Origin of the sequence: Brevundimonas sp. UBA7506, from assembly GCF_002479495.1 — a bacterium.
Classification (GTDB): Bacteria; Pseudomonadota; Alphaproteobacteria; order Caulobacterales; family Caulobacteraceae; genus Brevundimonas.
Map to the genome: position 1 here is coordinate 174,291 of NZ_DLNQ01000008.1, position 13,286 is coordinate 187,576.

The 13,286-nt window shown below is 68.6% G+C and carries 12 protein-coding genes; 9 read left to right on the plus strand and 3 right to left on the minus strand.

Annotated features, from left to right (window positions below; translation table 11 throughout):
* Positions 1-37 precede the first annotated feature (37 nt).
* From B3K53_RS08300 to B3K53_RS08310, 3 genes are all read right to left on the minus strand, one after another.
* Positions 38-715, minus strand: coding sequence for a Fe2+-dependent dioxygenase (locus B3K53_RS08300; protein WP_292083734.1), 678 nt, complete (start codon positions 713-715; stop codon positions 38-40).
* A gap of 83 nt (positions 716-798) precedes the next feature.
* Positions 799-3,078, minus strand: a complete 2,280-nt coding sequence (locus tag B3K53_RS08305; RefSeq protein WP_292083735.1) for a TonB-dependent receptor — start codon at positions 3,076-3,078, stop codon at positions 799-801.
* Between the two features lie 128 nt (positions 3,079-3,206).
* Positions 3,207-4,418, minus strand: a complete 1,212-nt coding sequence (locus B3K53_RS08310) for an NAD(P)/FAD-dependent oxidoreductase (RefSeq protein ID WP_292083736.1) — start codon at positions 4,416-4,418, stop codon at positions 3,207-3,209.
* Positions 4,419-4,516: 98 nt separating this feature from the next.
* Here B3K53_RS08310 and B3K53_RS08315 point away from each other — a divergent pair, with 98 nt between their 5' ends.
* The 9 genes from B3K53_RS08315 (at position 4,517) to zwf (ending at position 13,199) form a co-directional block, all read left to right on the plus strand.
* Entirely contained in the window at positions 4,517-4,813 is a 297-nt protein-coding gene (locus B3K53_RS08315; RefSeq protein WP_409515394.1) for a YerC/YecD family TrpR-related protein, read from the plus strand.
* Between the two features lie 9 nt (positions 4,814-4,822).
* Positions 4,823-5,704 carry an ATP phosphoribosyltransferase gene (gene hisG, locus B3K53_RS08320; protein WP_292083738.1) on the plus strand — a complete coding sequence of 294 codons (882 nt, stop codon included), beginning with the start codon at positions 4,823-4,825 and terminating at the stop codon, positions 5,702-5,704.
* A complete protein-coding gene (hisD, locus tag B3K53_RS08325) occupies positions 5,704-7,011 on the plus strand; it encodes a histidinol dehydrogenase (protein ID WP_292083739.1) in 1,308 nt (435 codons plus the stop codon). Before hisG ends, hisD begins: the two co-directional genes overlap by 1 nt.
* A gap of 175 nt (positions 7,012-7,186) precedes the next feature.
* Complete coding sequence (hisB, locus tag B3K53_RS08330; RefSeq protein WP_292083740.1) at positions 7,187-8,620, plus strand: imidazoleglycerol-phosphate dehydratase HisB; 1,434 nt, start codon at positions 7,187-7,189, stop codon at positions 8,618-8,620.
* A 166-nt stretch (positions 8,621-8,786) separates the two neighbouring features.
* Positions 8,787-9,389, plus strand: coding sequence for an imidazole glycerol phosphate synthase subunit HisH (gene hisH / locus B3K53_RS08335; protein WP_292083741.1), 603 nt, complete (start codon positions 8,787-8,789; stop codon positions 9,387-9,389).
* Positions 9,386-10,144, plus strand: a complete 759-nt coding sequence (hisA, locus tag B3K53_RS08340) for a 1-(5-phosphoribosyl)-5-[(5-phosphoribosylamino)methylideneamino]imidazole-4-carboxamide isomerase (RefSeq protein ID WP_292083742.1) — start codon at positions 9,386-9,388, stop codon at positions 10,142-10,144. Before hisH ends, hisA begins: the two co-directional genes overlap by 4 nt.
* Positions 10,134-10,901 (plus strand): imidazole glycerol phosphate synthase subunit HisF, encoded by a 768-nt coding sequence (hisF, locus tag B3K53_RS08345; RefSeq protein ID WP_292083743.1) that lies wholly within the window; start codon positions 10,134-10,136, stop codon positions 10,899-10,901. Before hisA ends, hisF begins: the two co-directional genes overlap by 11 nt.
* Positions 10,902-11,049: 148 nt before the next feature.
* Complete coding sequence (gene hisIE, locus B3K53_RS08350; protein WP_292083744.1) at positions 11,050-11,691, plus strand: bifunctional phosphoribosyl-AMP cyclohydrolase/phosphoribosyl-ATP diphosphatase HisIE; 642 nt, start codon at positions 11,050-11,052, stop codon at positions 11,689-11,691.
* A 47-nt stretch (positions 11,692-11,738) separates the two neighbouring features.
* Complete coding sequence (gene zwf, locus B3K53_RS08355; protein WP_292083745.1) at positions 11,739-13,199, plus strand: glucose-6-phosphate dehydrogenase; 1,461 nt, start codon at positions 11,739-11,741, stop codon at positions 13,197-13,199.
* Positions 13,200-13,286 lie beyond the last annotated feature (87 nt).

Here is a 13,286-nt window from a genome sequence, read left to right on the forward strand (position 1 = left end):
ACCACCCTCCCCATGAAGGGGAGGGAGAGGCGCAGCGTCAGACCTCCGACCAGCGGCGCAGCAGGTTGTGATAGAGGCCGGTCAGTTCGATCACCGCCTGATCCTTCGGCCCCTTGTCCAGATTCACCCGCTGGGTCGCCACGTCCAACCGGAACAGGCTTTCCCGGTCGGCGTCGTCGCGGACCAGGCTTTGCAGCCACATGAAGCTGGAGACGCGGGCGCCGCGCGTGACGGGCGTGACGCGGTGCAGGCTCTTGGACGGATAGAGGACCAGGTCGCCGGCGGGCAGCTTGACTGACTGGGCGCCGTACAACTCCTCGATGATCAGTTCGCCGCCGTCATAGTCCTCGGGCTCGGACAGGAAGAGGGTGGCCGAGAGGTCGCTGCGGATACGCAGATCGCCTCTCTGGCGAATGGCGTTGTCGACGTGGACGCCGAACTCGCCGCCGCCCTCATAGCGGTTGAACAAAGGCGGAAAGATCGTGTGCGGCAGGGCCGCCGAAACGAACATCGGGTTGGCGTTCAGGGCCTGAACGATCAGGGCCGAGACTTCGCGCGCCGCCGCGCTGTCCTCGGGCAACTGAAGGTTCTTCTTGGCGGTGGCCGACTGATGGCCCGAGGTCATGTTGCCGTCGGCCCAGGGGCCGGCGTCCAGGGTCCGGCGCAGGGCGGCGACCTCGGCCTTGGTGAAGACGTCGGGGATATGCAGCAGCATGGCTCTCTCACCGTCTGGAAACGCATCAGCCCCGCCGCTCAGATGAACGACGGGGCCGACATGATGGCGCGAAACGCGAGCGCTTAGTAGCGGACGTTCAGCGTCAGGATGGCGGAACGGGCCGGGGCCACGTCGGCGTGGTGAACGCCGTTGGTGCGGATGATGTATTCCTCATCGCCCGCGTTCTGAACGTTCAGTTGCAGCGAAGCGCGGTCGGTGACGTCGTAGGAGGCGAAGAGGTCCACGCGAGTGTAGGCCGGGGCGTAGATGCGGTTGCCGCCGCCGCCGGCGCCGCCCTGATTGCCGCCGAACGACTTGCCGACATAATAGACGCCGCCGCCCAGGCTCAGCTTGGGCATGACGCGATAGGTCGTGAACAGGCTGGCGGTGTGTTCCGGCGTATTGGCCAGGGAATCGCCGACGTTGACGTTGTTGTAGGCGCCCTCGGTCAGCTCAGAATCCATCCAGGTGTAGCCGCCGAAGACCTGCCACTTATCGGTGACATTGCCCGAGACGCCGAGTTCCAGACCCTGAACCTCGGCCTCGCCGGCCTGCTCATAGACGCCTGCGGACACCTGGATCTGAGCGTTCTTGCGCACGGTCTTGAACAGGGCGCCGCTGAGCGCCAGGCGGTCGCCGAACAGGTTGGCCTTGGCGCCGATCTCGAAGCTGTCGGTCTCTTCCGGATCCAGCAGGGTCGTGGCCAGGTTGCCCGTGCCCGTGCCCGTGCCGCCGTTCTGATCGCCGGCCGAAATGGTCGGGGGCGTCGAGGAGGTGGCGTAGGAGGCGTAGATGCTGGTGTTGGCGGTCGGCTTGTAGACCGCGCCGATCTGATAGTTGACGAAGTCCCAGTCCGAGCGGACCGAGGTGTAGACCGGCGCCGTCACCGTGCCCGAGGCGTTGGTGGCGTCGACCGAGTAGTCGTCCCAGCGCAGGCCCAGATTGACGATGAACTTCTCGCCGAAGCTGATCGAGTCAAAGGCGTAGATCCCGGTCGACTGGGTATCGGTCGAGCTGACCAGACCGCGCGTTTTCGTACCCGTCCAGGGGTCGCTGGGGTTCGGATTATAGACCTGGGTGCAGTCCAGACCGGTCAGGGGCGCCGGGCAGGCCGTGCCGGTGAGCGTCGTGACGGTGTAGGAGGCGTTGTCGTTCTTCTCGGACGACAGTTCGAGGCCCAGGTTGAAGCTGTGCTTCAGACCGCCCGTCTGGAACGTGCCCGTCAGGTCCGTGACGTTGGCCAGGGTGTCGGCAGGGTTCCAGCGCGACTTCAGACCACGCTTCATCCACCAGACGCCGTTGATCTGCTGCGCCGTACCGCCGTCGCCCGGGTTGGTGACGACATAGTCATTCAGGGTCTCGGCGTAGCGGGTGACGTTGCGGATTTTCAGGTTCTCGGTCAGCTGGCGCTCCAGCGTGACCGTGAACGAGTCGACCGTATTGGTCAGATAGTCGCGCGCCTTCAGGCCGTAGAAGCTGTCATAGGGGACATCCAGAACGCCCGAAGCGTCCGGACGCGGGCCCGTGGCGCCCGCCAGCTTGGTGTAGAGCGGGATGCCGTAGTCAGGCATCTGATCGCTGTCGAGGTGATAGTAGCTGGCCGTCAGGGTCGTGTCCGTGCCGAGGCCGACGGCGAACGAGGCGCCGACGCCCCACTTGTCGAAGTCGACCGCATCGCGACCGGCGATGTCGCCCTGACCGACCATCAGGTTCAGTCGCAGGGCCGCCGTTTGCGAAAGCTGGCGGTTGAAGTCCACCGTACCGCGCACATAGGAATCCGTGCCGGCGCCGATCGAGGCGTTGGTGAAGTCGCTGAGGCGCGGGGTCTTGGAGCCCAGGTTGATGCTGCCGCCGCCCGAGCCGCGGCCCGAATAGACCGAGTCCGGCCCCTTGATGACCTCGACCTGCTCCAGGTTGAAGACTTCGCGCTGCTGGCCGCCGGTGTCGCGGATGCCGTCGACGAAGATGTTGTTGCCTGAGGCCTGGCCGCGGATGAAGGGACGGTCGGCCAGGGGCTGGCCGCCTTCGCCGGCGCCGAAGGTGATGCCCGGCGAGGTGCGCAAAATATCTTGCAGCGAGGTGGCGGCGGTCTGCTCGATGATCTGCTGCGGGATCACGGTGACCGAGCGCGGCGTGTCGACCAGGGGGGCGACGAACTGCGGGTCCTTGGGCTCGCGCTTCACGCGCTGGCCGTGCACGTCGACGGCGCTCAGGGTCGTGGCGTCTTGCGTGATGTCCGCCGCTTCATTCGGGGCGGCGATCGAGGCTTCGTCGCCCGCCAGAACGGGCGAGGCGCACAGCATGCCGGCGGCGCTGGAAGCGAACAGAAGCGCCTTGAGGGCAGAGGAACGAGCGTCGGACATGGGGGAGGAACCAGTCATTGATAATGCGATCCGGTCGCAATATCAGATTCCAACCCTGCGACAATCTGACTCCTGCGACTAAATCGCAATTGCGGCAGGGATGTCACACCGTCGTCATGACGGCGCCCTCAGTCCGGTTTGGCCACCGCCTTGATCGAGATGGCGGGGTCGGCCAGCAGGGCCGCATCCACCGGCGTCGCCTTGCCGATCAGCAGGCGCCCGCCCATGAAGTCGGCGGGCGCATTGACCGCCTCGACGCAGACGATACGGTCGCCGTTCAGGTGGAAGACGGCGAAGCTGCCCGTCGCCGGATCGCCGCGCACCACCTGACGGTCGGCGTCGAAGGGCAGGCCCGCGATCTGAAGCTTGACGTCATACTGGTCGGACCAGAACCACGGCGTCTCGGGCGCCGGGGCCGCGCGGCCGACAATGGCGGCGGCGGCCTGCTTGGCCTGCTCCAGGGCGTTGGGCACGCTCTCCAGACGGTGCATCCGTCCGCCGTGGACCGGGATGGGGCGGTGGGTGACGTCGCCGATGGCGTAGATGGCGGGGTCGCTGGTGCGGGCGTTCTCGTCCACCACCACGCCGTTCTCGCAGGCCAGACCGGCGGTGCGCGCCAGGGCCTCGCGCGCCAGGGCGCCGACGCCGACCAGGACGGCGTCGGCCGTGATCAGCGTGCCGTCGGCCAGCCGGACGCCGTCGTCCTCAAAGCCCGAGACCTCGGCCTCGGTCATGATCTCGACGCCGTGCTGGCGATGCAGGTCAGTGAAGAAGGCCGAGAGGGTTTCCGACGCCACGCGAGCCAGCACCCGGTCCATGCGCTCGATCACCACCGCCTCGGCGCCGAGGGCGCGAGCCGAGGCCGCCGCCTCAAGGCCCACATAGCCGCCGCCGACCACGGCCAGCCGCTGGCCGGGAGCCAGCGCGGCCTTCAGCCGTTCGGCGTCCTCAAGGGTGCGCAGCTCCAGCAGGTCGGGCCGGTCGGCGCCGGGAATGGCCAGCTTGCGGGCCATCGAACCGGTGGCCAGGATCAGAATGTCATAGGGTTCGACCACGCCGTCGGCGAAGGTCACGGTCTTGGCCGCCGCGTCGACAGCCGTCGCCGTGACCCCGGTGCGCAGGTCGATGTTTTGTTCGGCGTAGAAGCTCTCGGGGCGCAGCAGCAGGTCCTCCAGACCCGCCTCCCCCTTCAGCCAGGCCTTGGACAGAGGCGGCCGCTGATAGGGCGCCGCCGCCTCCTCGCCCGCCAGGACGATCTCGCCGTGAAAGCCATATTGTCTCAGCAGCGCCGCCGCCGAGCCCCCCGCGTGTCCCGCGCCGATAATCAGAACCTTGGTCATGAGACCGCAGATAGGACGGAACGAGCCTAGCGGCTACTCCCGCCGCCCGCTCGCGACGGTGAAAAGATGCGGGTTGACCGTTCCATTGTTACAGCATAATGGAACGCGCCATGAGCGCCGACGCCGCCAAGACCGCCCTGCTGGACGCCCTGCTTTCGCTGCAGACGCGGGCGGAGGCCGACGCCTTTCTGTCCGACCTCTGCACCCCCGCCGAGCTGCGCGCCTTTGGCGAACGGTGGCAGGTGGCCCGGCTGCTGGACGGCGGGGACAAGACCTATCGCGAGATCGCGGTGGAGGCCTCGGCCAGCCCGACCACCGTGGTGCGCGTCGCGCGCTCCCTGAAGGACATGCCGCACCAGGGCTATCGCCTGGTGCTGGACAGACTGAAAGCCTGAGTTGAGATCATGAGCACCGTGCAGGGGCGGCTTCGCATCGCCGTCCAGAAATCCGGCCGCCTGGCCGAACGCAGCCTCGACCTGGTCCGCGACGCGGGTCTGCGCGTCGTCAAGGGCAACAACGACCTGCTGTACCGGATTGAGAACTATCCGATCGACCTGCTGCGGGTGCGCGACGACGACATCCCGACCTTCGTGGCGGACGGGGTCTGCGACCTCGGCATCGTCGGCGAGAACGTGCTGGAAGAGGTCAGGAACGGCGGACCGAACGCCGAGGTGGTCATGCCCCTGGGCTTTGGCCGCTGCACGCTGAAGATCGCCGTGCCGCCGACGCTGGACTATGCCGGGCCGTCGTCGCTGGAGGGGCTGCGCATCGCCACCTCCTATCCCAAGATCCTGCGTCGTTTTCTGGATGAGAACGGCGTCGGCGCCGACATCGTCACCATGCGCGGCGCGGTCGAGGTGGCCCCGCGGCTGAAGCTGGCCTCGGCCATCTGTGATCTGGTCTCGACCGGGGCGACGCTGGAGGCCAACGGCCTGATGGCCAAGGAGACCGTGCTGGACAGTCAGGCGGTGCTGATCAAGTCGCCGACCCCGCCCGAGGCCGGGCTGCAGCACCTGCTGGACAGCATCATCGAGCGGATGGCGGGCGTGGTGTCCTCGCAAGGCGCCAAGTACGTCATGCTGAACGCGCCGCGCTCGGCCCTGGCGGAGATCACCGCCATCCTGCCCGGCGCCGGATCGCCGACCGTCATGCCCCTGTCGGGCCGCGACGACGCCGTGGCCGTCCACGCCGTCTGTCAGGAAGCCGTCTTCTGGGAGACGCTGGAGAAGCTCAAGGCGGCGGGGGCCTCGGCCATCCTGGTCCTGCCGATCGAGAAGATGATGTGATGAAGCGTATCGACTGGAACAAGCTGGACGCCGTTGAGCGCCGGGTCGCGCTGGCCCGTCCGCAGCAGCGCACCGAGGGTTTCGTCACCAGCGTGGTGCGCGAGATCTTCGACGACGTGCAGGCGCGCGGCGGACAGGCCGTGACCGACTGGGCGATCAAGCTGGACGGCGCCGCGCCGCGCCGGGTGGCGATTACCGAAAAGGCCGCCGCCGAGGCCCGCGCCGATCTGCCGCCCGCGGCCGCCCGCGCCCTGCGGGTCGCCGCCGACAACGTCCGCGTCTTCCACGCCGCGACCCGGCCCGAGGACACCGCCTTCATCGAGACCACGCCGGGCGTGAAGTCCAAGCTGGTCTGGCGGCCCATCGGCTCGGCGGGTCTCTATGTGCCCGGCGGCACGGCGCCGCTGTTTTCCTCCCTGCTGATGCTGGCCATTCCGGCGGGCGTGGCGGGGGTTGGGCGACGCGTCGCCGTCACGCCTCCCTCGAAAGATGGATCGGTCCACCCGGCCATGATCGTCGCCGCCGCAGAAGCCGGGCTGGACGAGCTATGGCTGCTGGGCGGGGCGCAGGCGATTGCGGCCCTGACGTTTGGCGTCGAGCTGGACGACGGCGTCATCGACCCGGTCGACAAGCTGTTCGGCCCCGGCAACGCCTATGTGGCCGAGGCCAAGCGTTACGCCTCATCGCTGCCGGGCGGTCCGGCCCAGGACATGCCGGCGGGACCGTCGGAACTGCTGGTCATCGCCGACCGCGACGCCGACTTCGAAATCGTCGCCGCCGACCTGCTGAGCCAGGCCGAGCACGACGCCGACGCGCAAGTCATCCTGGTGTCCGACAGCGGCACGGCCCTGACCGAGATCGTCGCCGAGGTCGAGCGTCAGGTGGAGACCCTGCCCCGCGCCGCCGTGGCCCGCGCCTCGCTGGAGCAGGCCCGCGCCATCCGCGTGGCCGACATGGCTCAGGCTTGTGAAGTGGCCAACCTCTATGGCCCCGAGCACCTGTCGATTCAGGCCGAGGAGGCTGAACGGCTGGTCGACAAGATCACCGCCGCAGGGGCCGTCTTTGTGGGGCAATGGGCGGCCGAGACGCTCGGCGACTACGCCGCCGGACCCAGCCACGTCCTGCCGACCGACGGCGGGGCGCGGACCCTGGGCGGCATCACCACCGCCAGCTTCATGACCACCATGTCGGTGCAGACAGTGACGCAGATGGGCGCCGCCGCCCTGGCCCCTGTCGCCGCGCGTCTGGCGCGGATGGAGGGGCTGGAGGCCCACGCGCGGGCAGCAGACCTGAGGACGGAAGGATGAGCGCCTCTCGCTTGATCCTCCCCCGTCCTACGGGGGAGGGGGACCGCCGCAGGCGGTGGAGGGGGCGGCTCTGGTCGCGCCCGCTTGAAGCCCGACCCGCCGTCATGTCCGTTTCCGCCCCCTCCACCATGCTGCGCATGGCCCCCCTCCCCCGCTTTGCAGGGGAGGATCGCAAGTGAGCCTGCCCGCCCCCTATCCGCCTCTGGTGTCCGGCGGCGAGGGTCTGGACCGCTATCCGGCCGACCCGACCGCGCTCGGCGCCCGAATGGCCGACCTCTACGGCGTCGCCGCCGAACAGGTGCTGCCGGTGCGCGGCCTGACGCACGGGCTGGAGCTGGTCTGGCGACTGGCCGCCCGCGACGGCTTGAAGGTGCAGGCGCCCGAGGCCGAACCCTATCTGGGGCTGGCGGCGCTCTACGCCCGGCCTGCAGACGACGCCGAGACCGCCGCCGTGGTCATCCGCGCCCTCGGTTCGCCCGAGGCCGTGGCCGAGATGGCCGAGCGGGTGGCCCCGGCTCTGCTGGTGGTGGACGAGGGTCTGGTCGAGTTCGCGGAAGTCGCATCCGCCGCCAGCGCGGTGAAGGACCACGCCAACCTGATCGTGCTGCGCAGCCTGTCCCTGGCCTATGGCCTGGCCGGGGCGCGGGTGGGCGCGGCGGTGGCGCAGGCTCAGACCCTGGCCCGGCTGGCGGACGTGATGGAGCCCTACGCCCTGCCCGAGGTCTCGGTGCGGCTGGCGCTTCAGGCCCTGGACCCGTCGCGGATGATCGAGACCGCCGAGCGCATCAGCAGCGTGCGCCGCGAGCGCGCCCGTGTGGTCGAGGCCCTGTCGCGGCTGATGCCGCTGGAGGCCGGGGTCGGGCCGGTGATCATCGCCCGGCCGTCCGATCCGGCGGCGGTCATCGCCGACCTGCGACGCTTTGGTCTCGACGCCGATGAAGCCGGCGAGCGGGTGCGCCTGCCCGTCTCCCTGAAGCCCGAGGTCAACGACCGGCTGCTGGTGGCCCTCGGCGCCGCCGCTCCAAAAGTCCGTCGCACCCGCGTCGGACAGGCCGTGCGCGATACGAAAGAGACGCGCATCGTCTGCGCCGTCGATCTGGACAGCGCCGGGCCGGTGAAGATCGAAACCGGGGTCGGCTTCTTCGACCACATGATCGAACAGGTGGCGGCGCACGGCGGGTTCTCGATCCGCCTGTCGTGCGAGGGCGACCTGCACACCGATCCGCACCACACCATTGAGGACAGCGCCATCGCCCTGGGCCAGGCGCTGAAACAGGCGCTGGGCGAGAGGAAGGGCATCGCCCGCTATGGCTTCGTCCTGCCGATGGACGAGGCCAATGCGGCGGTCTCCATCGACCTGTCGGGCCGTCCCTATCCGGTGTTCGAGGGGACCTTCGCCACCCCCTTCATCGGCGACTACCGCACCGATCTGACGGCCCACGTCATCCGCTCGCTGGCCGAGAACCTCGGCGCGGCCATCCATGTCACGGTCACCGGCGACGACGACCACCACAAGACCGAGGCCGTGTTCAAGGCCCTGGGCAGGGCGCTGAGGCAAGCCATCCGCGTCGAGGGCGACGTGGTGCCGAGCACCAAGGGGGTGCTGTGATGGGCGCCGCAGCCTTGATCCTCCCCTGCGGAGCGGGGGAGGGGGACCGCGCAGCGGTGGAGGGGGCAAACCCCGTGCGCCGCGCCCCGATCTCGCCCCCTCCACCATGCTGCGCATGGTCCCCCTCCCCCGTCGCCTTGCGACAGGGGAGGATCGGAACCGGCTCATGAGCAACGTCACTCTCATCGGTTACGGCTCGGGCAATGTCGCCTCGGTGCGGTTCGCGCTGGAGCGGCTGGGCGCGCGGGTGCGGATCACCGCCGACCCGGCGGACCTCGATGAAGCCGAGCGGGTCATCCTGCCCGGCGTCGGGGCGGCGGGTTACGCCATGCAGCGGTTGAACGCCCTGGGGCTGGTCGAGCCGCTGCGACGGTTCAAGCGGCCTCTGCTGGGCGTCTGCCTGGGCCAGCAACTGCTGTTCGAGACCAGCGCCGAGGATGGGGGCGCCGACCTGCTGGGGCTGATCCCCGGCCGCGTCGAGGCCATTGCGCCCGCGCCGTCGCGACCCTCGCCGCACATGGGCTGGAGCCGGCTGACCATCCGTCGTCCCGATCCGTTACTGGAGGGGATCAAGGACGGCGACTGGGCCTATTTCGTCCACGGCTTCGTCTGCCCCGACGGTCCGGCGACGATCGCGGCCGCCGACTATGGTCTGGCTGTGCCCGCCGTGGTCAACATGGGCAACCGCTGGGGCTGTCAGTTCCACCCGGAACGGTCGGCCAAGGCTGGTGCGCGTATCTTGAAGAACTTCCTGGAGCTGCCCGCGTGATCATCTATCCCGCCATTGACCTGATCGACGGCCATGCGGTTCGCCTGTTGCACGGCGATTTCAATCACGTGACCCGCTACGACGCCCATCCCGCCAACCGGATGGCCGCCTTTACCGCCGAGGGGGCCGAGTGGATCCACGTCATCGACCTGGACGGGGCCAAGGCGGGCGAAGCGCGCCAGTATGAGCTGATCGGCGACATGGCCCGGGCCGTGGACATCAAGGTCCAGTCCGGCGGCGGCGTCCGTTCGGAGAGGGATATCGAGCACCTGCTGGGGGCCGGGATCGCCCGCGTCGTCGTCGGGTCGCTGGCCGTCACCGACACGGATCAGGTGCTGAAATGGCTGGAGCAATTCGGCCCCGAGGCCATCGCCCTGGCCCTGGACGTCAGAAGCGAGAACGGCCTGCCCGTGCCCGCCCTGAAGGGCTGGACCCAGTCGTCGGGCGTGGATCTGTGGAGCGTGCTGGATCGCTATCCGGCTGGAATGCTGCGCCATATCCTGATCACGGACGTCGAGCGCGACGGCGCCCTGACCGGTCTGAACCGGGAGCTTTTGTCCGAGGCCATCGCACGGCGCCCCGAGCTGGAGATTCAGGCCTCGGGCGGGATCGCCAGCCTGGACGACCTGATCACCGCCAAGGCCATAGGCTGCGCCGGGGCCATTACCGGCCGCGCCCTCTATGCCGGTCGCTTCACCGTGGCCGAGGCCATCCAGGCCGCGAACATGGCCCCCGTGTCGGCCAATGACCGCTAGGCGCATCATCCCCTGCCTGGACGTCAAGGACGGGCGGGTGGTCAAGGGCGTGCGCTTCGAGGGGCACGTCGACATGGGCGACGCCGCCGAACTGGCCGCGCGCTATCGCGATCAGGGCGCCGACGAACTGGTCTTCTACGACATCACGGCCAGCCCCGAGGGGCGGACGCTGGACTATGGCTGGGTGCAGGACATCGCCCGGCTGCTGGACATCCCTTTCTGCGTCGCGGGCGGCATCCGCACGGTGGAACAGGCGGCGCGCTGTCTGGATCATGGGGCTGACAAGGTGTCGATCAACTCCCCCGCCCTGGAGCGCCCCGACCTGATCGGCGAGATGGCCCAGCGGCTGGGCCGGCAATGCGTCGTCGTCGGCGTCGACAGCGCCTTTCAGGACGGCGAGTGGCGGGTGCACAAATACACCGGCGATCCGAACGCCCGACGCGGCGCCGGCAAGCTGACCATGGACTGGATCGTCGAGGCGCAAGGTCTCGGCGCCGGGGAGATCGTGCTGAACTGCATCGATCAGGACGGGGTGCGGCGCGGCTATGACATCGCCCAACTGGCCGAGGCGCGGCGGCGGCTGACCATTCCGCTGGTCGCCTCGGGCGGGGCCGGGGCGGTCGAACATTTCCGCGACGTGTTCCAGCAGGCGGACGTGTCGGGGGCCCTGGCCGCCAGCGTCTTCCACTCCGGCGCGATCGCGATTCCCGATCTCAAGCATTACCTCGATCAGGTCGGGGTGGAGGTGAGGATATGACCTGCCTCCTTCCGCTCATCCCCGCGGAGGCGGGGACCCAGTGCTTTGGCGACGAACGCCACGCCTTGGGTTTCGCGAACAAGGCCGCCGTCCGTCCGATGGCTCAAACCTGGGTCCCCGCCTCCGCGGGGATGAGCGGATCAAACGCATGACCCTCGATATTTCCAAGATCGACTTCGCCCAACTGGACTTCAAGAAGGGCGACGGCCTGATCCCCGCCGTGGTTCAGGACGCTGACACCCTGCAGGTGCTGACCCTGGCCTATATGGACGAGGCGGCGCTGCGCGAGACGCTGGACAGCGGACAGGCCACCTTCTTCTCGCGCTCACGCGGCGGGCGGTGGAGGAAGGGCGAGACCTCGGGCGACTTCCTGAATGTGGTGTCGGTGACGCCAGATTGCGACGGCGACGCCGTGGTGGTGAAGGTCCGCCCCGTCGGCAACGCCTGCCACCTGAACCGGATCAGCTGCTTCGGCGACGAGGACGCGCCGGGGCTGGGCCGCATCGGTCGTCTGGAGCGCACCATTCATGTCCGCGCCCAGGCCGATCCCAATGACAGCTGGACCGCCCGCCTGATCGCCCAGGGCCCCAAACGCGCCGCGCAGAAGGTCGGCGAAGAGGGCGTGGAGACGGCCCTGGCCGGGGCGGCGGGCGACGAGGCGGAACTCGCCAGCGAGTCGGCGGATTTGATCTATCACCTGCTGGTCCTGCTCCATGCGCGTAACATGGTGTTTCAGGACGTCCTCGACGTCTTGGCGCGCCGCGCGCAACCGGCCAAGGACGATAGCTAGACCTTAGGACAACCCCCGCAGGCCGGGGCCACGGAGGAAAAGCGCGCATGGCGGCTCTCATTCTGTTCGGCGGAGGCGGCGACCTCGCCATGCGGATGCTGTTGCCTTCGCTCTATTTCCTCGACCACGACGGCCTGCTGCCCGAGGGGCTGAAGATCATCGGTGCGGCCCGTTCGGCCGAAAGCGCCGAGGCCTATGTGGCCAAGGTCCATGAGGCGGTGAAGGCCAAGGCCGAGGCCGACGACGCCTGGGACGAAGCCAGCTGGGCGCGGATGAAATCACGCCTCGACTATCTGGCCGTGGACGCCACCGATCCCGAGAGCCTGAGGGGGCTGAAGGCCAAGGCGGGCGACGGCGAGACGACCTCCTTCCTGGCGGTGTCGCCGTCCCTGTATGGCCGCATCGTCACGGCGATGAAGGCGGCGGGTCTGGCCGAGAAGAACTGCCGTATCGTGCTGGAAAAGCCGGTCGGACGCGATCTGGAAAGCTTCCTCGAGATCGACGACGCCGTGGCCCACGCCTTTGACGAGCGGCAGGTGTTCCGCATCGACCACTACCTGGGCAAGGAGACAGTGCAGAACCTGATCGCCCTGCGGTTCGGCAACACCATCTTCGAGCCTCTGTGGAACAACCTCACGGTCGACCACGTCCAGATCACGGTCGGCGAGACGGTCGGGGTCGGCGACCGCTGGCCCTATTACGACGAGTACGGCGCCCTGCGGGACATGTTGCAGAACCACATGCTGCAGCTGCTGTGCCTGGTGGCCATGGAGCCGCCCAGCGACCTCGACCCGGACTCGGTGCGCAACGAGAAGGTCAAGGTGCTGCGCAGCCTTCGCCCCATCACGCCGGAAGAAGCCGAGCGCGTCACCGTGCGCGGCCAGTACGTAGCCGGGACCAGCGAGGGCAAGCCGGCCAAGGCCTATCAGGAAGAGCGCGGCCAGGCGTCGGACACCGAGACCTTCGTCGCCATCCGCGCCGACATCGACAACTGGCGCTGGGCGGGCGTGCCCTTCTTCATGCGCACCGGCAAGCGCCTGCCCGAGAAGCGCACCGAGATCGTCATCCAGTTCAAGCCCGTGCCGCACTCCATCTTCGGCCACGGCGAGCGCGGCGACATCTATGACAACCGCCTGGTCATCGAGTTGCAGCCCGAGGAAGACATCTCGCTGTCGGTGATGAACAAGAAGCCCGGGCTGGATCAGCGGATGCAGCTGCAGCCGATCAAGATGAGCCTGTCCTGGGGCGTGGACGGCAAGGGCGCCGCGCCGCCGCGTCGCCGCATCGCCTATGAGCGCCTGCTGCTGGACGCCATGCACGGCGACAGCACCCTGTTCGTGCGCCGCGACGAGGCCGAGCAGGCGTGGAAGTGGGTGGACGAGGTGTCCGAGGCCTGGGAAGGCGCGGGCTTCAAGCCGCGGGCCTATGAGGCCGGAACCTGGGGCCCGGAGGCGGCGGACCTGCTGCTGTCGCGGACCGGGCGCAAGTGGAACACGCGCGATGAATGATCACCATCCGCTCATCCCCGCGGAAGCGGGGACCCAGTCCTTTGGCCCCGTCCGCATCGGCAAGAGCCTCTCGCCGTTTCGATTCAA

Coding starts and splice junctions, on each gene's coding strand:
- hisF (WP_292083743.1), top strand. CDS start 10,134: ATGACCGCTAGGCGCATCATCCCCTGCCTGGACGTCAAGGACGGGCGG.
- hisIE (WP_292083744.1), top strand. CDS start 11,050: ATGACCCTCGATATTTCCAAGATCGACTTCGCCCAACTGGACTTCAAG.
- B3K53_RS08315 (WP_409515394.1), top strand. CDS start 4,517: ATGGAACGCGCCATGAGCGCCGACGCCGCCAAGACCGCCCTGCTGGAC.
- zwf (WP_292083745.1), top strand. CDS start 11,739: ATGGCGGCTCTCATTCTGTTCGGCGGAGGCGGCGACCTCGCCATGCGG.
- B3K53_RS08305 (WP_292083735.1), bottom strand. CDS start 3,078: ATGTCCGACGCTCGTTCCTCTGCCCTCAAGGCGCTTCTGTTCGCTTCC.
- hisH (WP_292083741.1), top strand. CDS start 8,787: ATGAGCAACGTCACTCTCATCGGTTACGGCTCGGGCAATGTCGCCTCG.
- hisG (WP_292083738.1), top strand. CDS start 4,823: ATGAGCACCGTGCAGGGGCGGCTTCGCATCGCCGTCCAGAAATCCGGC.
- hisD (WP_292083739.1), top strand. CDS start 5,704: ATGAAGCGTATCGACTGGAACAAGCTGGACGCCGTTGAGCGCCGGGTC.
- B3K53_RS08310 (WP_292083736.1), bottom strand. CDS start 4,418: ATGACCAAGGTTCTGATTATCGGCGCGGGACACGCGGGGGGCTCGGCG.
- B3K53_RS08300 (WP_292083734.1), bottom strand. CDS start 715: ATGCTGCTGCATATCCCCGACGTCTTCACCAAGGCCGAGGTCGCCGCC.